The organism is Burkholderia cenocepacia, from assembly GCF_014211915.1.
Taxonomy (GTDB): Bacteria; Pseudomonadota; Gammaproteobacteria; order Burkholderiales; family Burkholderiaceae; genus Burkholderia; species Burkholderia orbicola.
Map to the genome: position 1 here is coordinate 2,062,136 of NZ_CP060039.1, position 25,502 is coordinate 2,087,637.

The following is a 25,502-nucleotide window of genomic DNA, read 5'->3' on the forward strand; positions in this document are numbered from 1 at the left end:
GGGGTCAGGCCGGCACGGTCACCGTTGGCGTTGTCATGTCCCCAGGCTGCCGCGCGGCGTCGGTGAGCGCATCGCGCAGCGCGGCGAGCGCCGCCGACGCATAGCCGCGCCGCCACCCGAGCAGCGTGTCGATGCCTTCGAGTTCAGGAATCGTGTGCGCGGCGATGTTGCCGGTCTCCGGTTGCAGATCGAGCACCGAACGTGGCGCGACCGCGACGCCCGCGCCGGCCGCGACGCACGCGACGATCGCGTGATACGAGCCGAGTTCGAGCACCCGGGCCGGCTTCACGCCGTGCGCCGCGTACCACCGTTCGACGTACTTGCGATACGCGCAGCCGCGCTCGAACGCGATCAGCGTCGGCAGGATCACGTCGCGCGGCGTGCGCACCGGCGGATGGCCGCGCGGCGTGAGCAGCACGAGATCCTCGCGGAAGATCGGCACCGTCTCGAACGTGTCGGGCAGCGTGTCCGGCTCGGGCGGCCGCGCAAACAGCGCGGCGTCGATCTCGAAGTCGCGCACGCGGTCGATCAGGCAGCCCGTCGTGCCCGTCAGCAGCTCGAGCGACACGTCGGGCCACGCATGGTGGTAGCGCGCGAGGAGGGTCGGCAGCCGGCTCGCGGCCGTGCTTTCCATCGTGCCGAGCCGCAGCCGGCCGCGCGGCGTGTCCTCGCGCACCGCGTCGCGCGCCTCGTCGGCGAGCGCGAGCAGGCGCTCCGCATACGGCAGCAGCGTCTGCCCGGCTGGGGTCAGCACGAGCCGGCGGCCGTCGCGCACGAACAGCGCCGCGCCGAGTTCCTCTTCCAGCTGCTTGATGCGCGTCGTGACGTTCGACTGCACGCGATTGAGCTTGGCCGCCGCGCGCGTCACGCCGTTTTCGCGCACGACCGCCCGGAAAATCGCCAGCGCCGCCAGGTCCATGATTCTCTCCGAGGGATGGGTCGATTCTTAATTATTCATTTTTCGAGAATGATTGGTCAAGTTAGGATGGACCCATTCCGATTTCCGATCCGGCCGGCGCGCGACGCGCCCGCCCATGCCGCCATGTCCCGCTTCGATGCCCTGACCGCCGCCGCCCGCGTGCTTTCGTCCGACCAGGCCGACCGCCGTGCCCGCGCGGCCGCGTTCGCCTGCATGGTCGGCCTGGCCGTCGTGCTCGGCGTCGGCCGTTTCGCGTTCACGCCGCTGTTGCCGCTGATGCTCGCGGACGGCTCGATCGGGCTGAATGGCGGCAGCTGGCTCGCGTCGGCGAACTACGCGGGGTACTTCGCCGGCGCGGTCAGTTGCGCGGCGCTGCGCGTCGCGCCGGCGCGAATGGTGCGCTTCGGGCTCGTCGCGACCGTGCTGCTGACCGCCGCGATGGGCGTCGGCCACCTGCTCCCGGTGTGGCTCGTCGTGCGTTTCGTCGCGGGCGTCGTCAGCGCATGGACGTTCGTGTTCGTGTCGCAATGGGGACTGCGGCGTCTGGCCGAGCTGGCTGCGCCCGAATGGAGCGGGGTGATCTACGCGGGGCCGGGCGTCGGCATCGTGGTGACGGGGCTGATCGGCAGTGCGCTGGCCGGGCAGCGTGCGTCGGTGGGCTGGCTGGGTTTCGCGGCGTTGTCGGCCGTCCTGTCGGTCGCGATCTGGCGCACGTTTGGTGTGGCGCCGGCCTCGGCGCACGCGCAGCCCACGCCGCCGGCTGCCGCGCCGCATGCGGCTACCGTCGCGCCCGCCACCCCGGCGGCGCGGGCCGACACGCGACGCCATCGCGCGGACGCCGCGTGGCTCGTCGTGCTCTACGGCGCTCCCGGCTTCGGCTACATCATCACCGCGACGTTCCTGCCGGTGATCGCGCGCGCCGCACTGCCGGCCGCCTCTCCTTGGCCGGACCTGTTCTGGCCGATGTTCGGCGCCGCGCTGATCGTCGGCGCGATCACCGCCGCGCGGCTGCCCGGGCACTGGGACAACCGGCTGCTGCTGGCGGCCGGCTGCGCGACGCAGGCGCTCGGCATCGCGGCCGGGATCGTGTGGCCGAACGCGGCCGGTTTCTCGATCGGCAGCGCGTTGCTCGGCCTGCCATTCACCGCGATCACGCTGTTCGCGATGCGCGAGGCAAGGCGTCTGCACGGCGAGCGCGCGGCCGGGCTGATGGGCTATGCGACCGCGTCGTACGGCGTCGGGCAGATCCTCGGGCCGCTCGTCGCGGCGCCGCTGGCCGCGCGCTTCGGGTCGTTCACACCCGCGCTGTGGGTCGCGGTGGCCGCGCTGCTGATCGGCGCCGCCGGCTTCGCCGCGACCGCCGCACACGGGCGCAGGTCGCCCTGACGCCGGTGGGGCCGGATCGTCTCGGGCGCGGGCAAACTCGCTAGAATGAAGCCTTTCCCGCGCCGAGCGGGTGTCCGACGCGGCCTGCAGGCCGATGCCCGGCGCTCGCCAGATCCCCATCGATGACCACCGCCGACTACCGCTTTTGCCCGCGCTGCGCGAGCCCGCTGACCGAGCGTGCCGATCCCGACCATGAAGGCGGCCGCGTCCGCCAGGCCTGCCCCGACGACACCTGCGGCTACGTGCACTGGAACAACCCGCTGCCGGTCGTCGCCGCGATCGTCGAACTCGACGGCAAGATCCTGCTCGCGCGCAACGCCGCGTGGCCCGAAGGGATGTTCGCGCTGATCACCGGCTTCCTCGAAAACGGCGAGACGCCCGAGGACGGCATCGCCCGCGAGGTGTTCGAGGAAACCGCGCTGAAGGCCGAGCACGTGTCGCTCGTCGGCGTGTACGAATTCATCCGCAAGAACGAGCTGATCATCGCGTACCACGTGCGGGCGTCGGGCACGGTGTCGCTGTCGCCGGAACTGCTCGAATACAAGCTCGTCGATCCGCCGCTGCTACGCCCGTGGCGTGCCGGCACGGGTGTCGCGCTCGCCGACTGGATGCGCGCGCGCGGCCTCGATTTCGAATTCGTCGACCGGCCGGGGCAGTGACGCGCCGGCCTGCCCGCGGCGTGTCGTCCGCCGCGCCGCGCGCGATCGCGACGCGGCGCCGCGTTGCCTGCCGGCGCGCCGCGTGCTTCGGCCGCCGCGCGTCGTCCCCATCCTCATCGCTTCCATCGTCCTGAGCGCCATCGCCATGTCCGACAAGCCGCAGCCGCGTCCGCGCGACGCCTATCGCCACTTCCTGCCGATCACGACCCGCTGGATGGACAACGACGTCTACGGGCACGTGAACAACGTCGTCTACTACAGCTACTTCGACACCGTCGTGAACGAGTACCTGATCCGCGCGGGCGTGCTCGACGTCGAGCACGGGCAGACGATCGGGCTGGTCGTCGAGACGCAGTGCAACTATTTCGCGCCGCTCGTGTTCCCGCAATCGGTCGACGCGGGGCTGCGCGTCGTGAAGCTCGGCACGTCGAGCGTGCGCTACGAAGTCGGGCTGTTCGCGCAAGGCGATGCGTCGCCCGCCGCGCAGGGGCATTTCGTGCACGTATACGTCGATCGCGGCACGCGCCGTCCGGTGCCGCTGCCCGACGCGCTGCGCGCCGCGCTCGAACCGCTCGCCGCCTGACGCTGCGCGGTGCACGCGTTCGCGCTCCAGGCCTTCAACGGCCTCAGCTACGGCCTGCTGCTGTTCATGCTGTCAGCCGGCCTCACGCTGATCTTCAGCGTGCAGGGCGTGCTCAACTTCGCGCATGCGAGCTTCTACATGCTCGGTGCGTACGTCGGCTACAGCATCGCGGCCTGGGCGGGCTTCTGGCCCGCGCTCGTGCTCGCGCCGCTCGCGGTCGGGCTGCTCGGCGCCGGCTGCGAACGCGCGCTGCTGCGCCGCGTGCAGGCGCGCGGCCATACGAGCGAACTGCTGCTGACCTTCGGGCTCGCGTACCTGATCGGCGAGGGCGCGAAACTCGCATGGGGCCTCGCACCGCTGCCGGCGCCGGTGCCGCCGCTGTTCGACGGTGCGCCCGTGACCGTGTTCGGTCTCGCCTTGCCGCGTTACCGGCTGTTCATGATGGCGATGTCCACGACGATGCTGGTCGGGCTCGGCGTGCTGCTGCGTGCGTCGCGCATCGGGCTCGTCGTGCGCGCGGCGCTCACGCATCGCGCGGCGGTCGAGGCGCTCGGCTACGACGTGCCGCGCGTGATGACGGCGCTGTTCGGCGCGGGCACCGCGCTCGCGGCACTGGCCGGTGTGATCGGCGCGCCGCTCGCGGTGATCGAACCGGCGCTCGCCGAGACGGTCGGGTCGGTCGTGTTCGCGGTGGTCGTGATCGGCGGGCTCGGCTCGCTCGGCGGTGCGTTCGTCGCGTCGCTCGCGGTCGGCTTCGCGCAGACTTTCGCGGCCGCGAGCGGCACGTCGCTACGCGACCTCGCGCAATGGACGGGCATCGCGCTGCCCGACAGCGTGGCAGCGGTGTCGATCGCGCAACTGGCGCCGCTGGTGCCGTACCTGCTGCTCGTCGCGGTGCTGGTCGCGCGGCCGCGTGGGTTGTTCGGCGAGCGTGTCGATGCATAGCCGCGCAGTGGCCGGATGCGCGCGCTGGGCGCTGTTCGCCGCGTGTGTCGCGCTGCCCGCGTGGCTGTGGCCGCATGGTGCGGTGCTCGGCTATCTCGCGCAGACGGCCGCGCTCGTCGTGCTCGCGCTGTCGTACAACCTGCAGCTCGGCACGACCGGGCTGCTGTCGTTCGGGCACGCGGCGTTCGCAGGCCTCGGTGCGTTCGCGGCCGCCCACTGGTTCAATCACGTCGGCGGCCCGCTGCCGCTGCTGCCGCTCGTCGGCGGCATGGCCGGCGCGGGCTTCGGGTTGGTCGCCGGGTTGCTGGCGACGCGCCGCTCGGGCACCGCGTTCGCGATGATCACGCTCGGGCTCGGCGAATGCGTCGCGGCCGCCGCGTGGAGCGTGCCCGCGTGGTTCGGCGGGATCGGCGGCGTGCCGATCGACCGGGCGAGCGGCGCGCCTTGGGGCAACGGGTATTTCGGCGCGCCGGCCCACGCGTATGCGGTGATCGCCGCGTGGTGCGTCGTGTCGGCGGCGGCCATGCATGTGCTGACGCGCACGCCGCTCGCGCGGCTCGCTAACGCGGTGCGCGACAACCCGGCGCGCGTCGCGGCGCTCGGCACCGATCCGCGCCGCGTGCGGCTCGCGATGGTCACGTGCGCATCGTTCTTCGCCGGCGTCGCCGGCACGCTGACGCTGATCGACGTCGAACTCGCGACGCCCGACAGCGTGTCGATGGCGCGCTCGGCGACCGTGCTGATCGCCGCGGTGATCGGCGGCACCGGTGCGTTCTTCGGGCCGGCGGCCGGCGCGGCCGTGCTGACCGCGCTGAGTATCGGCGTCGCGGGCGTGTCGCGTGCGTGGGCGCTGTATCTGGGCGTGCTGTTCGTCGCAATCGTCGTGGCCGCGCCGGGCGGGATCGCCGGCATCGCGCAGGCGCTCGCGCATGCATTGCGGCGCGATGTGTCGGCGACCGAGCGCTGGCGGGTGCTGTGCGCGATCGGTGCGTGCGTGTTCTGGGGCGCCGCGATCGTCTGCGCGGCCGAGCTCGGCTATGCGTGGCGCTTCGCGCAGGACGACGGCACGGGCCTCGCGTTCGGCGCATGGGGCATCGACGCCGATACGCCGGTCGGCTGGGCCGTCGCGGCTTCGGCGGCCGGCATCGGCACGCTGCTGTGGGGCTGGCGCGCGCGGCTCGGGCACGGCGCGGCGGTCGCCACGCAGGAGGACGCATGATGAACGGCAACGCGATCGCGTTGCACGGCGTGGTGCAGCGCTTCGGCGCGCAGACCGTGCTCGACGGCGTCGATCTGAGCATCGCGGCCGGCGAGCGTCACGCGCTGATCGGACCGAACGGCGCGGGCAAGTCGACGCTGTTCGGCGTGATCGCCGGGGCGATGCGCCCGACGCGCGGGCGCGTCATGCTGCACGGCGTCGAGCTGCGCGGGCGCGGGCCGGTCGTCGCGAGCCGCCTCGGCATCGGCCGCAGTTTCCAGCAGACGAGCGCATTCGCGCGCCTCAGCGTATTCGACAACCTGCGCTGCGCGGCGCTGCATGCGCCGGCCGAGCGGCGGCGCTGGTGGAACCGGTTGCGCGAATCGGCGTCGGTCGATCTCGCGGCCGCGCGCGTGCTGCACGACATCGGCCTCGACGCGCGGCGCGATACGCCGGCCGGTGAATTGAGTTACGCGGAGCAACGCGCGCTCGATCTCGGGATCGCGCTCGCGAGCGGTGCCCGTACGCTGCTGCTCGACGAGCCGACGGCCGGCATGAGCCGCGCACAGGCGGCGCGGATGATCGCGCTGATCCGTGCGACGACGCAGGGCCGCACGGTACTGATGATCGAGCACGACATGGACGCGGTGTTCGGTTTCGCCGAACGCATCACGGTGCTCGTGCGCGGCGCGGTGGTCGCGACCGGCGCGCCCGATGCGATCCGCGCCGATCCGCGCGTGCGTGCCGCGTACCTGGGCGAGGGCGCGGCATGAACGCCGTGCTCGACATTCGCGGGCTGCGCGCGTGGTACGGGAGGCAGCCCGTGCTCGACGGCGTCGATCTCGCGCTCGCGCCGGGCGAGACGCTCGCGCTGCTCGGCCGCAACGGCTCGGGACGCTCGACGCTCGCGAAGGCCGTGATGGGGCTCGTACGCACGGCCGGCTCGGTGCGCATCGCCGGCACCGAATGCGCGGGTGCGCGCACGTTCGAGATCGCGCGGCGCGGCGTTGCTTACGTGGCTGAAAGCCGCGACGTGTTTCCGCTGCTGAGCGTGCGCGACAACCTGCGGCTCGGTTTGCGCGGCGCGAGCGGCGCCGCCGAACGCACGGCGCTCGACCGTCTGTTCGAGCGTTTTCCGCTGTTGGCCGCGCGCGCGGACGTGAAAGCCGGGCGATTATCGGGCGGCGAGCAGCAGGTGCTCGCGCTGGTGCGCGCACTCGCCGGCCGCCCGCGCGTGCTGATCGTCGACGAGCCGGCCGAGGGGCTCGCGCCGCTCGCGGTCGACGAAGTCGGCGCATGCCTCGCCGCGCTGCAGGCCGACGGCGTCGCGATCGTGCTGATCGAGCAGCGGCTGCAGCTCGCACCGCGGCTCGCGCGGCGCGTCGCGGTGATGGGGCGCGGACGGATCGTCTACGACGGCGCGCTCGACGGCCTGGGCGGCGAGGTCGCCGATGCGTGGTTGAGCGCCGGCTGACCGCGCCCGGTCGATTGTTCGGCAAACTCCGCCAGTCAATTCGCGTCGAGCCGCTTTATCGCTGCGGTGCCGCAACGTACATTGCCAGTCAGGCCGGTCGCCATCACAACGCGTCGACGCGTCAACGCATCGTCGCGGCAACCGGCACCATCCATCGAACGTCTTCGGACTGAGGAATGAAATCATGAGCAAGCTGACAGGCAAGGTCGCGATCGTCACGGGCGCATCCAAGGGCATCGGCGCGGCAATCGCGAAGGCACTGGCCGACGAGGGCGCAGCGGTCGTCGTCAACTACGCGAGCAGCAAGGCGGGTGCGGACGCGGTCGTGAGCGCGATCACCGAAGCGGGCGGCCGCGCGGTCGCGGTCGGCGGCGACGTGTCGAAGGCCGCCGATGCGCAGCGCATCGTCGATACCGCGATCGACACGTACGGCCGTCTCGACGTGCTCGTCAACAACTCCGGCGTGTACGAATTCGCACCGATCGAAGCGATCACCGAGGAACACTACCGCCGGCAGTTCGACACGAACGTGTTCGGCGTGCTGCTGACCACGCAGGCCGCGGTCAAGCATCTCGGCGAAGGCGCGAGCATCATCAACATCAGCTCGGTGGTGACCAGCATCACGCCGCCGGCCAGCGCCGTGTACAGCGGCACGAAGGGCGCGGTCGACGCGATCACCGGCGTGCTCGCGCTCGAACTCGGCCCGCGCAAGATCCGCGTGAACGCGATCAACCCGGGGATGATCGTGACCGAAGGCACGCACAGCGCGGGCATCATCGGATCGGATCTGGAAGCGCAGGTGCTCGGCCAGACGCCGCTCGGCCGCCTCGGCGAGCCGAACGACATCGCGTCGGTCGCCGTGTTCCTCGCGTCGGACGATGCGCGCTGGATGACCGGCGAGCACCTCGTCGTGAGCGGGGGGTTGAACTGATCGTCCGCGGTACCGCGCGAACGGTGCGTGTGCGCCGTTCGCGCCACTACGCGCTCATCGCCAGCGCATTCGCGCCGACGTGCCACCGCAGGCATTCGACGACGAGCGCGTGATTGGCTTCGGAGCCGAGCCCCGCGATCGTCATCGCGCCGACGATGCCGGCGCCGGCGATCCGCAACGGCACACCGCCGCCGTCGAGCGCATAGTCGTCGTCCGACAGGCCTTGCGAGCGCAGCGACCAGCCGGCACGCCGAAAGCATGCGCCGACCGCGAGCGAACTCTGGCCGAAACGCAGCACCGTGTTTTGCCGGCGGCGGATCGCATCGCCGTCGTGCGCGCCGCTGCCGTCAAGCGCGCAGTAGAACAGCGGTGCGTGGCCGCCGACGATGCCGACCGCGATCGGCAGCCCGCGTCGCGACGCGAGGTTGACCGCGATTTCGCCCATTCGACGTGCGACGGCCGCATTGAAGTGCGGCAGCGCCGGGTTCGACGCGTCGTCGTCGAAGGCGTGGGGTGCGAGGCGAAAGGGGGGCGTCACCATGGCGGCTCCGTAGCGTGGCCGGCGCGGTACGCGCGTGCCGGGCGTCGCATCGTCACGGGCCGCGCGCGGGCCCGTGTTCCATTCAGTGCTTCGGCGTTTCAGCACGTCAGCACTTCTTCAGCACTTCAACGTTTCGGCGCCGCGTCGAGCATCCACTCGTGCGCGGGATCGTTCTTGAACGCCCACGCGCGGCTCGGGCCCGCCATCACGTTCAGGTAGTACAGGTTGTAGCCATGAGGCGCGACCACCGGGTGATAGCCGCGCGGCACCATCACGACGTCGTGGTTCTCGACCGCGCAGGCCTCGTCGAGGCTGCGATCGTCGGTGTACACGCGCTGGAACGCGAAACCCTGCGGCGGATCGATCCGGTGGTAATAGGTTTCCTCGAGCGACGTCTCGTCGGGCGCCGCGTCGCGGTCGTGCTTGTGCGGCGGATAGCTGCTCGAATGGCTGGCCGGCGTGACGACTTCGACGACGAGCAGCCGGTCGGCGGCCGGATTGTCGCCCATCAGGATGTCGCATACGTAGCGCGTGTTGGTGCCTTGCCCGCGCACCGAGCGGCGCATCCGCTCGCCGTCGAGGCGCAGCACGCGCTTGTCGCCGCTCGCGTACGGCGCGGTGCACAGCGCGACTTCCGCATCGCGCGTCGCGACCAGCGTGACGGTCTTGCCGCCCGGCACGTATAGCGCGTCCGGCGACACGTCCTCGAATACGCTGTCGCGCTTGCCGAGCGCATCATAGGTTTCGCCGTCGACGTCCGCGCGCAGCGTGCCCGTCAGTACCACGACGCACAGTTCGCGCGTGCCGGTGTCGAGCGTTTCGGTATCGCCGGCCTTCAGGCGCAGCGCGCGAAAGCCGACGTGCTTCCAGCCCGCCGATTCGGGCGTGACGTTGCAGATCTCGCGGTCGGCGGATGCCTTGACCAGCAGGGGAGAAATCGTCATGAAATGGGTCTCCGCAATAGGGTAGGGCTCGAGCGCTCACGCGCCTTCGTGCCGGCTCACGCGCTCAACCGGTCGACGATCGCGCGCAGCGATTCGTAGCCTTTCTTCGCATACGCATAGCTCGGCGCGACGGCCGGGTCCTGCTCGGCCTCGACGACGAGCCAGCCTTCGTAGCCGGCGTCCTTCAGCGTGCGCAGCGTCGCGTCATAGTCGAGCGCGCCGTCGCCCGGCACCGTGAAGGTGCCGTTGATCACGCCGTTCAGGAAGCTCCAGCCGTCGTTGCGCGCCTGGTTGACGACCTGCGGCCGCACGTCCTTGCAATGCACGTGCGCGACGCGCGACACGTGCTTCTTCAGCAGCGCGACCGGGTCGGCCGCGCCGCCGAAATATGCGTGGCCGGTGTCGAACAGCAGGAACACCTTCGCCGGATCGGTCAGCGCCATCAGCCGGTCGACGTCGTCCGGCGACTCGACGTACGCGCCCATGTGGTGATGGTAGGCAAGCTTGATGCCGTACGTGTCGAGCAGGTGCGCGCCGAATGCGTCGAGGCGCGCCGCATAGCGCCGCCACGCTGCGTCGTCGACGAAACGCGGCCGCTTCGCGACCGGCGTGTCGATGTTGCCCTGGATCGTGCCCGCGCATTCGCCGTACACGACGACTTTCACGTCGTTGTACTGCAGCTTCGTCATGTGCGCGCGGCAGCGCTCGATTTCCGCCGCGACCGCATCGGCGTCGGTCATGCCCGGCGCGAGCTCCGCGAGGAAGCCCGAATACCAGCCCGACACGCATACGAGCCCGAATTCGGCGAGCTTCGCTTTCAGTTCGGGGCCTGTCTTCGGGAACTTGTTGCCGAGCTCGAAGCCCGCATAGCCGATTTCGGCGCCTTCCTTCAGCGCCGTTTCGAGCGGCGTCTCGCCGCCGAGCGACGGCAGGTCGTCGTTCATCCACGACAGGGGATTGATACCGATGCGGACGTTCCAGCTCATGACGGGTTTCCTGGTTCGAATGTTGTTGTCTCGGCGCGGCCGATGGAAAGGGCGGGCGGATCAGCGCCGCTGGCGGGTTTTCGCGTCGAGATACGCGCGATGGGCATCCGCGACGCCGGCGCGTTCGGACACCTGCGGCACCGCGACTTCCCACCACGCGCCGCCGTCGTCGGTCGTGCGCTGGTGCGTGGTGTCGATCACGAGCACCTGGCTGGTCGTCGCCGCACGCGCGCGCTTCATTTCGTGGCGCAGCTCGGCAATGTCGCGCACGTGCACGGCTTCGGCGCCCATCGAGCGTGCATGCATCGCGAAGTCGATCGTCGAGCGTTCGCCGCCTTCGGGCACGCAGTCGTCGAGCATGTTGTTGAAGCTCGCGCCGCCGCAATTGAGTTGCAGCCGCTCGATGCAGCCGTAGCCGCGGTTGTCGAGGATCACGACGATGATCTTGCGGCCGAGCATCACGGAGGTCGCGAGTTCCGCATTGAGCATCATGTACGAGCCGTCGCCGACGATCACGATGACTTCGCGCTCGGGCCGCGCGAGCTTCGCGCCGAGGCCGCCCGCGACTTCGTAGCCCATGCACGAATACGCATAGTCCATGTGGTAGTTGCCCGGCATGCCGCTGCGCCACAGTTTGTGCAGTTCGGCCGGCAGCGTGCCGGCCGCGCACACGACCAGATCGTCGCGGGCGCTGTCGCGCCCCGCGTCGGCCGCGGAGTCGCGCACCGCGCCGATCACTTCGGCGTCGTACGGCAGCGTGTCCTTCGGAATCCGGGTGGTCAGGTCCGTCACGCGCGCGTTCCACGCGGCGGCCTGATCGCGGTTCGCGGCGGTCCACGCCGGATCGGCGCGCCAGCCGGCCAGCGCGGCCGACAGTTGCCCGAGGCCGGTGCGCGCATCGGCCACCAGTTGCCGGCCGCGCTTCTTGCCCGCGTCGAACGGCTGCACGTTCAGGCTCAGCAGCGTCGCGTCGCCGTAGAGCGCGTGCGAGCCGGTCGTGAAATCCTGCAGCCGCGTGCCGACCGCGAACACGACGTCGGCCTGCGCGGCCGCGCGGTTCGCGGCGGGCGAGCCCGTCACGCCGATCGAGCCGAGGTTCAGCGGGTGATCCCACGCGAGGCTGCCCTTGCCGGCCTGCGATTCGGCGACCGGCACGCCGTGCGTATCGGCGAACGTGCGCAGCGCATCCCACGCCTGGCTGTACAGCACGCCGCCGCCGGCGACGATCAGCGGCTTCTTCGCGGCCTTCAGCACGTCGAGCGCATCGGCGAGTTCGAGCGCGTCGGCCGGCGGCCGGCGCATCCGGATCAGCGGCGGCGCGAAGAAATCCTCGGGCCAGTCGTACGCGAAGGTCTGCACATCCTGCGGCAGCGCGAGACACACGGGCCCGCATTGTGCGGGATCGGTCATCACCTGGATCGCGCGCGGCAGCGCGACGAGCAATTGCTCCGGCGACGTGATGCGGTCGAAGTAGCGCGTCACGGGCCGGAAGCAGTCGTTCGCGCTGACGTCGCCCTGTTCGAAATCCTCGACCTGCTGCAGCACCGGGTCGGGCAGCCGCGACACGAACACGTCGCCGGGCAGCAGCAGCAGCGGCAAGCGGCCGACGTGCGCGAGCGCGGCGGAGGTCAGCATGTTGGTGGCGCCGGGGCCGATGCTCGACGTCGCGGCCATCATCCGCTGGCGGAAATTCGCCTTCGCGAACGCGATGGCCGCGTTGGCCATCCCTTGCTCGTTGTGTGCGCGAAACGTCGGCAGCCGGTCTTTCTCCGCATGGAGCGCTTCGCCGAGCCCGGCCACGTTGCCGTGGCCGAAGATCGCGAACACGCCGCCGCAGTACGGCAGGATCTCGGTGTGGCCGTCGGGCTGGACGACTTCGGCGCGCAGGGCGGCCAGGTAGCGCACGAGCGCCTGGCTGACGGTCAGTCTTACGGTGGTGGTCATCGTCGGTCGATAGAGAGAAGTCGGGTGGTCGTCACGAACACGGGCATCAGGCTGCGGCGGCGCGCGCGGCGGTACGTCGGCCCAGCCACGCGTCGACCAGTTGCGCGAAGTTGCCGGCCACTTCGTCGATCAGCGCCTGATCGTCGATCCGGCCCGCGAACCAGTTCAGCGACGCATCGGCCCACAGCGTGCGCCCGACCATGAAGCCCTTGACGATCGGGTTGGTCGCCGAGCGGAAGCTGTCGATCAGGTATTGCAGCGGCTGGTTCAGCCCGAGGATCACCGCGCCGCGGCAGTGCGGATCGCGCTCGGCGATCAGCGCGGCGAGCCGCGCCCAGCCGTCGGCGGTGAGCGGCGTGAGCTTCCACCATTCGGGCTTCACGCCGAGGTTGTAGAAGCGCGCGATCGTGCGCAGCACCGCGTCGTCCTCGGTGCCGGCCGGCGTGACCGCGCGCGGCGGAATCATTTCCAGCAGCAGCTCGTTGCCGCTCGCGCGCGTGGCTTCCCACAGTTCCAGCACGCGCTGCTCCTGCTCGACGCGCAGGTCGACGGGGTCGTCGGGGTGATAGTGGACGAGGCACTTCACGACCTGTTCGGTCGGCCAGTGCGTGAGCGACGAGCCGACCGAGCGTGTGTCGTCGAAGCGCAGCGGCCGCGAGCCCGGCAGTTCGACCGGGCGGCCGACCCACCAGCCGCGCCCGGTGGCCGACGCGAGCGCGTCGCTGCCGTATGCGCCGCCGTCGATCAGCACGCCGACGTGGCCGGCGATCCCGCGATCGCGCTCGACCTGTTCGACCGCGCGCACGAGCAGGCGCTTCAGCGTCTTGATCCGCGCTTCGTCCGCGCCGGCCTGCACCGCCAGCTCGTAGAACTGGCTGCGATGGTCGAACGCCATCACGCACAGGTCGTCCCATTCGCGGCGCGGTACCGTCACGCGATGCAGGTGCGCGAGCGTACGGTCGGCGTCGACCTGCGGATTGCGGCTGCCGTCGAACCAGTGCGCGAGTTCGGCCGGCGTCGGCATCGCGGCCGAGCATGCGTGGCGCGACACGACGATCGCGCCGCACGCGTTCGCGATGCGCGTCGATTCGGCCCAGTCGCGCCCGCGCAGCAGCCCCGACAGCAGGCCGGACAGGAACGCATCGCCCGCACCGAGCACGTTCAGCACTTCGACGCGCTCGCCGAGAAAGGTCGGCGCAGCGTCGATGCTGGCCGGAATGTCGCCTTCGATCACGCAGCAGCCGAGCGCGCCGCGCTTGACGACCAGCGTCGCGTTCGTGATCGCGCGCACCGCCTGCAACGACCCGATCAGGTCATGCGGCACGCCGCCCGCGATCAGGAATTCCTCCTCGGTGCCGACCAGCAGGTCGAATTCGCCGAGTACCTGCTGCAGCTGCCGCGTCACCTGCGCGTCGGGCACGTAACGGTTTTCGCCGGCGCCGCGTGCGGTCAACCCCCACAGCACCGGCCGGTAGTCGATGTCGAGGATGCGGACCGCGCCGTGGCGGCGCGCATATCCGAGCGCAGTCAGCGACGCCTCGCGCGTGCCCGGCGTCGACAGATGCGTGCCGGTGATCGCCAGCGCGCGGCAACCGGCGATGAAATCCTCGCTGATCTCGTCGGCGCGCACGGCCATGTCCGCGCAGTTCTCGCGCACGAACAGCAGCGGGAACGTATCGCGATCCTTCAGCCCGAGCAGCACCAGCGCGGTGAGGCGCTCGCGGTCGGTCTGCAGCTGGCTCGTGTCGCAGCCTTCGCGCTCGAGCGTCTCGCGCAGGAAGCGGCCCATCTGCTCGTCGCCGACGCGCGAAATCATCGCGGTCTTCAGCCCGAGCCGCGCGACGCCGAACGCGACGTTGCCCGACGAGCCGCCGAGATACATCTGGAAGCTGCGCGCGTCCTCGAGGCGGCTGCCGTACTGCTGCGCATAGAGATCGACGGCCACGCGGCCGAGGCAGGCGAGATCGATGGGGCGGTCACTCGGAAAGTTCAGCAGGCTCATATCACGTGTCACGCTCGCGGCCGGCGTTCGGCGCTGCCGGCAGATTAGGGGACCGATCCAGTGGCGACTGTCCGCGGCCCATGCCGCACGACATGAGGCTGCCTGCCACCGGGAGTCGGGCTACGGAACGGAGTCTAGACTTTTTGGAAATACAGTTCCCTAGGTGAAATCACGTAGAAATAAATTTCCAAATTTTCGAGGAAGTGATCTACAGTTTCATCCGGATGCTTCAGTCCCGATCGGACCAGATCGGACTCGGCCCGGCGGCGCGCAACGCGCCGTCTTCCGCCCCCCGGAGATGAGGAGACAGATTGATCATGAAGACCAAGCTGATGGCCGTCGCGGCCGCCGCGATCCTGGCTGCGCCGCTCGCGCATGCCGAGAAGATCGGCGTGACGATGGCATCGTTCGACGACACGTTCCTGACCATCCTGCGCAACAGCATCGCCGATTCGGCGAAGAAGGACGGCGCGACGGTGCAGATCGAGGACGGCGGCAATGACGTCGGCAAGCAGTTGAGCCAGGTCCAGAACATGATCGCGCAGAAGGTCGACGCGATCATCGTGAATCCGGTCGATACCGACGCGACGCCGAAGATCACGAAGATGGTGACCGCGGCGAAGATTCCGCTCATCTACGTGAACCGCAAGCCGGTCGACTTCGACAAGCTGCCGGCCGGCGTCGCGGTCGTCGCGTCCGACGAAAAGCAGTCGGGCACGCTGCAGGCGCGCCAGGTGTGCAAGCTGCTCGGCGGCAAGGGCGACCTCCTGGTGCTGATGGGTGAGCTGTCCAACGAATCGGCGCGCGCGCGCACCAAGGACATCGAGGACGTGATCGCGACGAAGGAATGCTCGGGCATGAAGATCGTCGACAAGCGCGAAGGCAAGTGGAGCCGCACGCAGGGCCAGGACATCACGATGAACTGGCTGAGCTCCGGGACGAAGTTCGACGCGATCGTGTCGAACAACGACGAAATGGCGATCGGCGCGATCAACGCGCTGAAGGCCGCGCGCAAGCTCACGCCGAAGACGGTCGTCGCCGGTATCGACGCGACGCCGGACGGGCTCGCGGCGATGAAGGCCGGCGAGCTGAAGGTGTCGGTCTACCAGAATGCGACCGGGCAGGGCGCGCAGGCGGTGGCCGCGGCGCTCAAGCTCGCGAAGAAGCAGCCGGTCGATCGCTACGTGAACGTGCCGTTCGAGCTCGTGACGCCGGAGAACATGAACCAGTACGCGAAGCACTGACCGGTTTTTCCGCTGAACTGCGCGGGCCCGGCGCGGCCGGGTTCGCGCGCGATTTTCGAGGAACGTCCATGTTTACAGCCAGGATCGCGCGCTCGATGGCCAGCGAAAGCGCGCCGGCCGCGTCGTCCGCCGCGCCGGGTTCGTCCGGTGCGCCCATGGCCGACTGCGTGCTCGAGGTGCGCGGCGTCGGCAAGTCCTTTCCCGGCGTCGTCGCGCTCGACGGTGTGCAGTTCCGCGTGCGCCGCGGCACCGTGCATGCGCTGATGGGCGAGAACGGCGCCGGCAAGTCCACGCTGATGAAGATCATCGCGGGCGTCTACACGCCCGACCAGGGCGAAATCCTGATCAACGGCGAACCGGTCGTGCTGAACGGCCCGCTCGATGCGCTCGACCGCGGCATCGCGATGATCCATCAGGAACTCAACCTGATGCCGTACATGACGGTCGCGGAGAACATCTGGATTCGCCGCGAACCGAAGAACCGTTTCGGCCTGATCGATCACGCCGAGCTGCGCCGCCGCACGGCCGCGCTGTTCGAGCGGCTGTCGATCGACATCGATCCGGAAACCGACGTGCGCACGCTGACCGTCGCGAGCCGCCAGATGGTCGAGATCGCGAAGGCCGTGTCGTTCGACTCGGACGTGCTGATCATGGACGAGCCGACCTCCGCGCTGACCGAGAAGGAAGTCACGCACCTGTTCCGGATCATTCGCCAGCTGCGCGAGCAGGGCAAGGGCATCGTCTACATCACCCACAAGATGAACGAGCTGTTCGAGATCGCCGACGAGTTCTCGGTGTTTCGCGACGGCAAGTACATCGGCACGCATGCGTCGAGCGACGTCACGCGCGACGACATCATCCGCATGATGGTCGGGCGCGAGATCACGCAGATGTTCCCGAAAGAAGACGTGCCGATCGGCGACGTTGTGCTGTCGGTGAAGGATCTCTGCGTCGACGGCGTGTTCCGCGACGTGAGCTTCGAGCTGCGCGCGGGTGAAATCCTCGGCGTCGCGGGCCTCGTCGGCTCGGGGCGCTCGAACGTCGCGGAGGCGCTGTTCGGCGTCGTGCCGGCCACCTCGGGCGAGATCCGCATCGACGGCAAGCCGGTGCGTATTGCGACGCCCGCGCAGGCGATGAAACACGGGATGGCGTTTCTCACCGAGGACCGCAAGGATTCCGGCTGCTTCCTGAATCTCGACCTGCTCGCGAACATGGAAGCGGCGGTGCTGAGCCGCCGCTACGTGAAGTTCAATTTCGTGCAGCAGGCGCAGTTGAAGCGCGACTGCGAGGAAATGAGCCGGATGCTGCGCGTGAAGTCGCCCGGGCTGCACGAGGAAATCCAGAACCTGTCGGGCGGCAACCAGCAGAAGGTGCTGATCGGCCGATGGCTGCTTACGCAACCGCGCATCCTGATCCTCGACGAACCGACGCGCGGTATCGACGTCGGCGCGAAGGCCGAGATTCACCGGCTCGTCAGCGCGCTCGCCGGCAAGGGCGTCGCGGTGCTGATGATCTCGTCGGAAATGCCGGAAGTGCTGGGGATGAGCGATCGCGTGATGGTGATGCACGAAGGGCGCATGACCGGCATCGTCGATCGCAAGGACGCCGACCAGGTCCGCATCATGGATCTCGCGTCGCGCTGAGCCGCAACAAGATTGGAGACAACTGAAATGGGCAACCTGAACCCGGTCGCGGATGCGCAGACCATGACACTCAAGTCGCGGCATGCGAAGTGGCCGCCCGAACTGAGCATCTTCCTGGTGCTGGTCGGCATCAGCCTGTTCTTCGAGGTCGTCGGCTGGATCGTCGTCGGCCAGAGCTTCCTGTTCAATGCCGAGCGGCTCGAGATCATCGTGCTGCAGATGGCCGTGATCGGCATCATCGCGGTCGGCGTGAACCTCGTGATCATCACCAGCGGGATCGACCTGTCGTCCGGGTCGGTCGTCGCGGCGGCCGCCGTCGTGTCGGCGAGCCTCGCGCAGGTGTCCGACTTCCCGCGCGCGGTGTTTCCGCACCTCACCGACCTACCGGTCATCTGGCCGGTGCTGGCCGGCGTGTGCGTCGGGCTGCTGGTGGGCCTCCTGAACGGCACGCTGATCGCGCTGACGGGCATCCCGCCGTTCATCGCGACGCTCGGCACGATGGTCGCCGCGCGCGGCTTCGCGAAGTGGTTCACCAACGGGATGCCGGTGTCGATGCTGACCGACCCGTTCGCGGCGATCGGCGCAGGGGCGAATCCGGTGATCATCTTCCTGGTGGTGGCCGCGATCTTCCACGTCGTGCTGCGCTACACGCGCTTCGGCAAGTACACCTATGCGATCGGCGCGAACCGCCACGCGGCCGTCGTGTCGGGCATCAACGTCACGCGGCACCTGATCTTCGTCTATGCGATCGCGGGCCTGTTGAGCGGCATCGCCGGCACCGTGACGGCCGCGCGTGCGATCTCCGGCCAGTCGGGCATGGGCGTGATGTACGAGCTCGATGCGATCGCGGCCGTCGTGATCGGCGGCACGTCGCTGTCGGGCGGCCTCGGCCGCGTGACGGGCACCGTGATCGGCGTGCTGATCCTCGGCGTGATGACGTCGGGCTTCACGTTCATCCGCATCGACGCGTACTACCAGGAGATGGTCAAGGGCGCGATCATCGTCGCGGCCGTGATCGCCGACCAGTACCGCAACAAGAAGTCGCGTCGTTGAGCGCACGCGTGATCCAGAAATCAGACTTCGCAAAGGACACCCGATGAAGATCGCGCTGGACCCCTACATGATTCGCCACCTGCCGCTCGACCGGCTGCCGCACGCGGTGGCCGAGCTCGGCTACGACCAGATCGAGCTGTCGCCGCGCAGCGACTTTCTCGACTGGTGGGTGATGCCGCGCGCGACCCGCGAACGCATGGCCGCATTCCGCCAGGCGATGCGCGCGAGCGGCGTGGGCCTCGCGTCGCTGCAGCCGATGTACCGCTGGGCGAGCCCGTTCGACGACGAGCGCCAATGGGCGGTGCGCTGCTGGAAGAAGGCGATCGAGGTGGCAGTCGAGATGGAGTGCCCGCTGATGGTGTCGGAGTTCGGGCGCGGCGCGTCGCCCGAGCGCTCGGTCGGCGAGCGGCCGGGCGCGAACCCGAAGGAGCTGTGCGAGGCCGCGTGGTTCCGCTCGATGGACGAACTGCTGCCGATCCTCGAGCGCGAACGCATCGTGCTGTCGGTCGAGCCGCATCCGGAGGACTGGATCGAGCAGTTGCAGCCGGCGATCGACATCGTCACGAATCTCGGTTCGCCGTCGTTGAAGCTGTCGTATATCGCGCCGCACACGTTCTACTACGGCGACGACATGGCCGCGATGATCGCGCAGGCCGCGCCGATCCTCGCGCACGTGCGCGTGGCCGACACGTTCGACCACCGCAAGAGCAGCCAGCTGCGCTACATCGTGAACCCGCCCGGCTCGAACCAGATCCGCGTGCACCAGCATCTCGACATCGGGCAGGGCGAGATCGACTGGGACCTGTTTTTCCGCGCGCTCGGCGCCGCCGGCTTCGACGGCGTGATGTCGTCGTGCGTGTTCGCGTGGGAGGACCGCGCGGAAGCGTCGTCGCGCTACATGCGCGACGCGATCCAGCGCTACGTCGATCGCCATTTCGATCGCACCGCGCGCTGACTGATGACCGATTGCTGACCGGCGCGGCACGGGCCGCGCCGCTGATGAACGAACGACTGGAGAGAACTGCATGACCTTGCAAATCGGCGTGATCGGCTGCGGCGCGATCGGCCAGGACCACATTCGCAGACTGACGCGCACGCTGTCCGGCGCGCGCGTCGTGGCCGTCAACGACATCGATCCGCAGCAGGCGCGCGACGCGGTGACGAAGTACGGGCTCGACGCCGAGATCTACGGCGACGGCCACGAAGTGGTCGCGGCCGCCGACGTGCAGGCCGTGCTCGTCACGTCATGGGGGCCGACGCACGAAGCGTTCGTGCTCGACGCGATCGCGCACGGCAAGCCGGTGTTCTGCGAGAAGCCGCTCGCGGTGACGGCGGAAGGCTGCATGCGCATCGTCGAAGCCGAAGTCGCGCACGGCAAGCGGCTCGTGCAGGTCGGCTTCATGCGGCCGTACGACGAAGGCTATCGCGCGCTCAAGCGCGTGATCGACAGCGGCCAGATCGGCGCGCCGCTGATGCTGCATTGCGCGCACCGCAACCAGTCGGTCGGCGAGCGCTACACGACCGACATGGCGATCACCGACACGCTGATCCACGAGCTCGACGTGCTGCGCTGGCTGCTCGGCGAGGACTATGCGAGCGCGCAGGTCGTCTATCCGAAGAAGACGCGCCATGCATCCGCGCATCTCGCCGATCCGCAGATCGTGCTGCTCGAAACCGCGAGCGGCGTGCGCATCGACGTCGAGATCTTCGTGAACTGCCAGTACGGCTACGACATCCAGTGCGAGGTCGTCGGCGAGCAGGGCATCGCGAAGCTGCCCGATCCGCCGGCCGTCGGGCTCAAGCATGCGGCGCGGCAGTCGGTCGAGATCATGACCGACTGGAAGGAGCGCTTCATCGCGTCGTACGACGTCGAGCTGCAGGCGTTCATCGACGGCGTGCGGCAGGGCGCGCTGACCGGGCCGTCCGCGTGGGACGGCTACGCGGCGGCGGTCGCGGCCGACGCGTGCGTGCGGGCCCAGCAGAGCGGCGCGGTCGAGGCGATCGCGATGGCCGAGCGTCCCGCGTTCTATCGCGGCTGACCGGTCGCTTACCTGCCGGAGAGACCGACATGACGATGAAGATTGGCTGCGCGCCCTGCTGCTGGGGCGTCGACGACGTGAAGAACCCGCACCTGCCGCCGTGGCGGCACGTGCTTGCCGAGGCCGCGCAGGCCGGCTACTCGGGCATCGAGCTCGGGCCGTACGGCTACATCCCGCTCGAACTCGACGTGGTGAGCGCCGAGCTGGATCGCCAGCGCCTGAGCATCACGGCCGGCACGATCTTCGACGATCTCGTGTCGCCGGAGAACCTGCCGAACCTGCTGCGCCAGACGCGCGACATCTGCGCGCTGATCACGCGGCTGCCGAAGTTGCCGACGCAGGACGGCCAGCGCTATGCGGCGCCATACCTGGTCGTGATGGACTGGGGCCACGAGGAACGCGACTACGCGGCCGGCCACGGCGATCGCGCGCCGCGGCTGTCCGACGAGCGCTGGGCGCGGATGGTCGACCATATCCGGCAGATCGCCACCATCGCGCGCGACGAGTTCGGCGTGCGCGCGGTGATCCATCCGCATGCGGGCGGCTACATCGAGTTCGCGGACGAGATCGACCGGATCGTCGCCGACATTCCGGCCGACACGGCGGGCCTGTGTCTCGACACCGGCCACCTGCATTACTCGGGCATGGACCCGGAAACGTGGTTGCGCCGCCATGCGGCACGGCTGGACTACGTGCATTTCAAGGATATCGACGCGGCCGTGTACGACACGGTGATGGGCGAGCACATCGCGTTTTTCGCGGCCTGCGCGCGCGGCGTGATGTGCCCGATCGGCACTGGCGTGCTCGACTACCCGGCGATCCGCCGCGCGCTCGACGACATCGGCTACGCTGGCTACATCACGATCGAACAGGAGCGCGACCCGCGCAACGCCGGCACGAGCCTGCGCGACGTCGCCGCGAGCCGCGCGTTTCTCGCGTCGGCCGGTTTTGCATGATCCCCTGAACACGCACCAGGAACACCACCATCATGATTGACGGACAGATTCTGCTTGGCCATTCGATTCGCTGGGGCATGGTCGGCGGCGGGCTCGGCAGCCAGATCGGCTACAGCCACCGGTCGGCCGCGCTGCGCGACGGCAGCTTCCAGCTGGTTGCCGGCGCATTCGACATCGATCCCGAGCGCGGCCGCCAGTTCGGCGTGAAGCTCGGCGTCGCGGCCGAGCGCTGCTATCCCGACTACGCGACGATGTTCGACGCCGAGGCGCGCCGCCCGGATGGCATCCGCGCGGTGTCGATCGCGACGCCGAACAACACGCACTTCGAGATCTGCCGTGCCGCGCTGAACGCCGGGCTGCACGTGGTCTGCGAGAAGCCGCTGTGCTTCACGACCGAGGAGGCCGAGGCGCTGCAGCGCCTGTCGGTCGAGAAAAACCGGATCGTCGGCGTCGCGTACGGCTATTCCGGACACCAGATGATCGAGCAGGCGCGCGAAATGATCGCGCGCGGCGACCTCGGCGAGATCCGCATCGTGCAGATGCAGTTCGCGCACGGCTTCCATAGTGAAGGCGTCGAGGCCGCGAGCGCGGCCGCGCGCTGGCGCGTCGATCCGAAGTTCGCCGGCCCGAGCTACGTGCTCGGCGACATCGGCACGCATCCGCTGTACATCTCCGAGGTGATGGCGCCGGAACTGAAGATCCGGCGGCTGATGTGTTCGCGGCAGAGCTTCGTGAAGAGCCGCGCGCCGCTCGAGGACAACGCGTTCACGATCATGGAGTACGACACCGGCGCGATCGGCTACGTGTGGTCGAGCGCGGTGAACGCCGGTTCGATGCACGGGCAGAAGGTGCGCGTGATCGGCTCGAAGGCGAGCGTCGAATGGTGGGACGAGCATCCGAACCAGTTGCGCTACGAAATCCAGGGGCAGCCCGCGCAGGTGCTCGATCGCGGGATGCCGTACCTGCATCCGAACGCCACGCGCGAAGACCGCATCGGCGCCGGGCATCCGGAAGGGCTGTTCGAGGCATGGTCGAACCTGTACGCGCGCTTCGCACTCGCGATGGATGCGGCCGATCGCGGCGACGCCGCGGCGGTGAAGGCCATCCGCATTCCGGACGTCCACGCGGGCGTCGAGGGCGTGCGCTGGGTCGAGAATTGCGTGCGTTCGGCCGATGCGGGCGGCGTGTGGGTCGACTATCGTTGAACTGGATAAGGCCGGCTGCGCGGCGCTTCGTCGCGATTGTCGCGGCAGCCGGCCTTGGTACACACCCTGATCTTTACGACGCCGCGAGCGCGTTGGACAATCGTTTCCAGTCTTGCCGTGGAGCGTGTGCAAGTGATGACCGAGCGCGTGGGAGCGAGCCGGCGGCGCGGGTCGTGCCGCAAACGTGATTAAATTCGCCCTTCATGCATGTATCCAGTCGAGCCCCGGGCCGCGCCGGCCAGCCGCGCGCGCGCATCGGGGCCGTCAACTTCGCGCTATCCGATGAGCTCATCCGAGAAACCTCCCGCCACCGTCGAGGCGTTCCTGCAGCACCTGACGCAGGAGTACGACGGCCTCAGCAATCGCCTGAAGGTGATCGCGCGCCACGTGGAAACGCATCGGGACCAGCTTGGGCTGGAAGGCATCCAGTCGCTCGCGGAAGCCTGCGGCGTCCAGCCGTCGGCCGTCGTGCGCTTCGCGAAGCACTTCGGCTTCTCCGGTTTCTCCGAGATGCAGCGGTTGTTCCGCGAGGGGCTCGCGCAGCAGATCGCGCCGGGGCGTGCGTACAACCTGCGGCTGCGCGACGTGATCGAAGCCGGCTCGTCGAGCCTGCAGCCCGAACAGATCGCCGACGAATTCATCAAGGGCAGCATTGCCGGGATGCAGCAGTTGCGGCAGACGCTCGATTCGCAGGCACTCGCGCAGGCCGTCGACCTGCTCGCCGATACGCAGGCGATCTGGATCGCCGGGTCGCGGCGTGCGTTTCCGATCGCCGTGTATCTCGACTATGCGCTGCAGCACACCGACAAGCGCATCGGGCTGTTCGACGCGCTCGGCAGCATGCATCTCGGCCAGATCCGCTCGGTGCGCGAGGGCGACGTGATGATCGCGATCTCGTTCATGCCGTATGCGGACGAGACCGTGCAGGTCGCGCAGCAGGCCGCGCAGCGCGGCGCACGCTTGATCGCGATTACCGACAGCCGGATGAGCCCGCTTGCGCGGGAGGCGGAAGTGACGCTGATGGTGCAGGACAGCGCGACGTTCGGCTTTCGCGCGCTGACGGCCACGATGGGCCTTGCGCAGAGCCTGTTCGTCGCGCTCGCGTACCGGCTCGAGCTGTCGTACCTGCCGACCGCCGACGGCGCACACGGCACGAAGGCCGGTTGATCGCGACTGCCGGTGCGCCGCCCGCCGAATGGATCGGCGGAGGGCGCACCGGCCGGCTTACTTCGCGGTCGGCATCGCGAATTCGGCGCCCTTGCCGATGCTCGCCGACCAGCGCTGCATCACCGACTTCTGGCGCGTGTAGAAGCGCACGCCTTCCTCGCCGTACGCGTGCATGTCGCCGAACAGGCTCTTCTTCCAGCCGCCGAAGCCGTGCCACGCCATCGGCACCGGAATCGGCACGTTGATGCCGACCATGCCGACCTGGATGCGCCGCGCGAATTCGCGCGCGATGCCGCCGTCGCTCGTGAAGCACGACACGCCGTTGCCGAACTCGTGCGCGTTGATCAGGTCGACCGCTTCGCCGAAATCCTTCACGCGCACGCAGCCGAGCACCGGCCCGAAGATCTCTTCCTTGTAGATCCGCATGTCGGGGGTCACGTGGTCGAACAGTGTGCCACCGGTGAAGAAGCCGGCCTCGCGGCCCGGCACGCGCAGCCCGCGGCCGTCGACCACCAGTTGCGCGCCTTCGTTCACGCCTTGCTCGATATAGCCTTCGATGCGCTTGAGCGCTTCGCCGGTGACGATCGGCCCCATCTCGACTTCCGGCGACATCCCGTCGCCGATCACCAGCGTGCGCGCGCGTTCGGCCACGGCCGGCACGATCCTGTCGGCCACGTCGCCGACCAGCACCGCGATGCTGATCGCCATGCAGCGCTCGCCGGCCGAGCCGTACGCGGCGCCGATCAGCGCGTCGACCGCCTGGTCGAGGTTCGCGTCGGGCATCACGACGAGGTGGTTCTTCGCGCCGCCGAGCGCCTGCACGCGCTTGCCCGACTGCACCGCGCGCTGCTGCACGTAGGCGGCGATCGGCGTCGAGCCGACGAAGCTGACGGCCTGCACGTCCGGGTGATCGAGAAGGGCATCGACCGCGCCCTTGTCGCCCTGCACGACGTTGAACACGCCGGCGGGCAGGCCGGCCTGCGTGAGCAGGTCGGCGATGAACAGCGCGGCCGACGGGTCGCGCTCGCTCGGCTTCAGCACGAACGTGTTGCCCGTCGCGAGCGCGACCGGGAACATCCAGCACGGCACCATGCACGGGAAGTTGAACGGCGTGATGCCCGCGACGACGCCGAGCGGCTGGCGCATCGTCCAGTTGTCGATGCCGGTGCTGACCTGGTCGGTGAAGTCGCCCTTCAGCAGTTGCGGCACGCCGCACGCGAATTCGATGATGTCGATGCCGCGCGCGACTTCGCCCTGCGCGTCGGAGAACACCTTGCCGTGCTCGGCCGTGATGATCGCCGCCAGCGTGTCGCGGTGCTCGTTCATCAGCTGCAGGAAGCGGTGCAGCACACGCGCGCGGCGGATCGGCGGCGTGTCGGCCCAGGCCGGGAACGCCGCGTGGGCCGACGCGACGGCCCGTTCGACTTCGTCGTTGCCGGCCAGCGCGACGCGCCGCACCGCGCGACCGAGCGCCGGATTGAAGACGTCCTGGAAGCGGCCGCTGCGGCCGGCGACGGGTGCGCCGTCGAGGTAGTGGCCGACGTCGGCGTCGGACGTATAGGCGGGAACCGTGGTCATGCGTGTCTCCTGGGGATGAGGGGCAACAGCGCCTAGTCTAGGGAAACCGGCAGGGCGGGAGAAGGCCGCGAAACTTGATTCACTGTTCAGAATTCTGAATAATCA

At 69.2% G+C, this 25,502-nt stretch carries 23 protein-coding genes; 16 read left to right on the plus strand and 7 right to left on the minus strand.

The features are described 5' to 3' along the window. Positions 1 to 4: 4 nt before the first annotated feature. Positions 5 to 919 (minus strand): LysR family transcriptional regulator, encoded by a 915-nt coding sequence (locus SY91_RS09775; RefSeq protein WP_185920880.1) that lies wholly within the window; start codon positions 917 to 919, stop codon positions 5 to 7. A 123-nt stretch (positions 920 to 1,042) separates the two neighbouring features. Here SY91_RS09775 and SY91_RS09780 point away from each other — a divergent pair, with 123 nt between their 5' ends. From SY91_RS09780 to SY91_RS09815, 8 genes are all read left to right on the plus strand, one after another. Then, a complete protein-coding gene (locus tag SY91_RS09780) occupies positions 1,043 to 2,305 on the plus strand; it encodes a YbfB/YjiJ family MFS transporter (RefSeq protein WP_185920881.1) in 1,263 nt (420 codons plus the stop codon). 122 nt (positions 2,306 to 2,427) lie between these two features. After that, the gene (locus SY91_RS09785) at positions 2,428 to 2,964 is read left to right on the plus strand and encodes an NUDIX domain-containing protein (protein WP_027805645.1); all 537 of its coding nucleotides are present in this window, start codon (positions 2,428 to 2,430) and stop codon (positions 2,962 to 2,964) included. A gap of 145 nt (positions 2,965 to 3,109) precedes the next feature. Beyond that, complete coding sequence (locus SY91_RS09790) at positions 3,110 to 3,547, plus strand: acyl-CoA thioesterase (RefSeq protein WP_027787751.1); 438 nt, start codon at positions 3,110 to 3,112, stop codon at positions 3,545 to 3,547. 9 nt (positions 3,548 to 3,556) lie between these two features. Continuing rightward, positions 3,557 to 4,492 carry a branched-chain amino acid ABC transporter permease gene (locus tag SY91_RS09795; protein WP_078040879.1) on the plus strand — a complete coding sequence of 312 codons (936 nt, stop codon included), beginning with the start codon at positions 3,557 to 3,559 and terminating at the stop codon, positions 4,490 to 4,492. Further along, positions 4,485 to 5,711, plus strand: a complete 1,227-nt coding sequence (locus tag SY91_RS09800) for a branched-chain amino acid ABC transporter permease (RefSeq protein ID WP_185920882.1) — start codon at positions 4,485 to 4,487, stop codon at positions 5,709 to 5,711. Before SY91_RS09795 ends, SY91_RS09800 begins: the two co-directional genes overlap by 8 nt. Continuing rightward, positions 5,711 to 6,463, plus strand: a complete 753-nt coding sequence (locus SY91_RS09805; RefSeq protein WP_124477961.1) for an ABC transporter ATP-binding protein — start codon at positions 5,711 to 5,713, stop codon at positions 6,461 to 6,463. The genes SY91_RS09800 and SY91_RS09805 overlap by 1 nt, the downstream gene beginning before the upstream one ends. Continuing rightward, positions 6,460 to 7,164: an ABC transporter ATP-binding protein gene (locus tag SY91_RS09810; RefSeq protein ID WP_124477962.1), complete on the plus strand. Its 705-nt coding sequence runs from the start codon at positions 6,460 to 6,462 to the stop codon at positions 7,162 to 7,164. The genes SY91_RS09805 and SY91_RS09810 overlap by 4 nt, the downstream gene beginning before the upstream one ends. A 184-nt stretch (positions 7,165 to 7,348) precedes the next feature. Continuing rightward, positions 7,349 to 8,095 (plus strand): SDR family NAD(P)-dependent oxidoreductase, encoded by a 747-nt coding sequence (locus tag SY91_RS09815; RefSeq protein ID WP_011545200.1) that lies wholly within the window; start codon positions 7,349 to 7,351, stop codon positions 8,093 to 8,095. A 46-nt stretch (positions 8,096 to 8,141) separates the two neighbouring features. Here SY91_RS09815 and SY91_RS09820 read toward each other — a convergent pair whose 3' ends face one another. From SY91_RS09820 to iolC, 5 genes are all read right to left on the minus strand, one after another. After that, entirely contained in the window at positions 8,142 to 8,636 is a 495-nt protein-coding gene (locus SY91_RS09820; protein ID WP_053523995.1) for a heme-degrading domain-containing protein, read from the minus strand. 125 nt (positions 8,637 to 8,761) lie between these two features. Then, the gene (iolB, locus tag SY91_RS09825; RefSeq protein ID WP_124477964.1) at positions 8,762 to 9,580 is read right to left on the minus strand and encodes a 5-deoxy-glucuronate isomerase; all 819 of its coding nucleotides are present in this window, start codon (positions 9,578 to 9,580) and stop codon (positions 8,762 to 8,764) included. Positions 9,581 to 9,636: 56 nt separating this feature from the next. Beyond that, positions 9,637 to 10,566: a myo-inosose-2 dehydratase gene (iolE, locus tag SY91_RS09830; RefSeq protein WP_027807884.1), complete on the minus strand. Its 930-nt coding sequence runs from the start codon at positions 10,564 to 10,566 to the stop codon at positions 9,637 to 9,639. Between the two features lie 60 nt (positions 10,567 to 10,626). After that, positions 10,627 to 12,510: a 3D-(3,5/4)-trihydroxycyclohexane-1,2-dione acylhydrolase (decyclizing) gene (gene iolD, locus SY91_RS09835; RefSeq protein WP_185920883.1), complete on the minus strand. Its 1,884-nt coding sequence runs from the start codon at positions 12,508 to 12,510 to the stop codon at positions 10,627 to 10,629. Positions 12,511 to 12,556: 46 nt separating this feature from the next. Then, on the minus strand, positions 12,557 to 14,512 hold the full coding sequence (gene iolC / locus SY91_RS09840; RefSeq protein ID WP_124477966.1) for a bifunctional 5-dehydro-2-deoxygluconokinase/5-dehydro-2-deoxyphosphogluconate aldolase: 1,956 nt from the start codon (positions 14,510 to 14,512) through the stop codon (positions 12,557 to 12,559). Positions 14,513 to 14,829: 317 nt separating this feature from the next. On the opposite strand from iolC, the gene SY91_RS09845 reads away from it, so the two are divergent. The 8 genes from SY91_RS09845 to SY91_RS09880 all read left to right on the plus strand — a co-directional run bounded on the left by SY91_RS09845 (position 14,830) and on the right by SY91_RS09880 (position 23,819). Further along, a complete protein-coding gene (locus SY91_RS09845) occupies positions 14,830 to 15,756 on the plus strand; it encodes a sugar ABC transporter substrate-binding protein (RefSeq protein WP_074800106.1) in 927 nt (308 codons plus the stop codon). Between the two features lie 68 nt (positions 15,757 to 15,824). Further along, complete coding sequence (locus tag SY91_RS09850; protein WP_077219990.1) at positions 15,825 to 17,399, plus strand: sugar ABC transporter ATP-binding protein; 1,575 nt, start codon at positions 15,825 to 15,827, stop codon at positions 17,397 to 17,399. 27 nt (positions 17,400 to 17,426) lie between these two features. Then, complete coding sequence (locus tag SY91_RS09855) at positions 17,427 to 18,452, plus strand: ABC transporter permease (RefSeq protein ID WP_006476229.1); 1,026 nt, start codon at positions 17,427 to 17,429, stop codon at positions 18,450 to 18,452. A 43-nt stretch (positions 18,453 to 18,495) separates the two neighbouring features. Next, positions 18,496 to 19,407: a sugar phosphate isomerase/epimerase family protein gene (locus SY91_RS09860; protein WP_185920884.1), complete on the plus strand. Its 912-nt coding sequence runs from the start codon at positions 18,496 to 18,498 to the stop codon at positions 19,405 to 19,407. A 70-nt stretch (positions 19,408 to 19,477) separates the two neighbouring features. After that, positions 19,478 to 20,491 carry a Gfo/Idh/MocA family protein gene (locus SY91_RS09865; protein ID WP_185920885.1) on the plus strand — a complete coding sequence of 338 codons (1,014 nt, stop codon included), beginning with the start codon at positions 19,478 to 19,480 and terminating at the stop codon, positions 20,489 to 20,491. A gap of 29 nt (positions 20,492 to 20,520) precedes the next feature. Further along, positions 20,521 to 21,447, plus strand: a complete 927-nt coding sequence (locus tag SY91_RS09870; protein ID WP_185920886.1) for a TIM barrel protein — start codon at positions 20,521 to 20,523, stop codon at positions 21,445 to 21,447. Positions 21,448 to 21,479: 32 nt separating this feature from the next. Next, positions 21,480 to 22,652: a Gfo/Idh/MocA family protein gene (locus SY91_RS09875; RefSeq protein WP_011545211.1), complete on the plus strand. Its 1,173-nt coding sequence runs from the start codon at positions 21,480 to 21,482 to the stop codon at positions 22,650 to 22,652. A 282-nt stretch (positions 22,653 to 22,934) separates the two neighbouring features. Further along, entirely contained in the window at positions 22,935 to 23,819 is an 885-nt protein-coding gene (locus SY91_RS09880; RefSeq protein ID WP_077180236.1) for a MurR/RpiR family transcriptional regulator, read from the plus strand. A gap of 57 nt (positions 23,820 to 23,876) precedes the next feature. On the opposite strand, the gene SY91_RS09885 is transcribed toward SY91_RS09880, so the two are convergent. After that, positions 23,877 to 25,397: a CoA-acylating methylmalonate-semialdehyde dehydrogenase gene (locus SY91_RS09885; RefSeq protein ID WP_185920887.1), complete on the minus strand. Its 1,521-nt coding sequence runs from the start codon at positions 25,395 to 25,397 to the stop codon at positions 23,877 to 23,879. Positions 25,398 to 25,502: the final 105 nt, after the last annotated feature.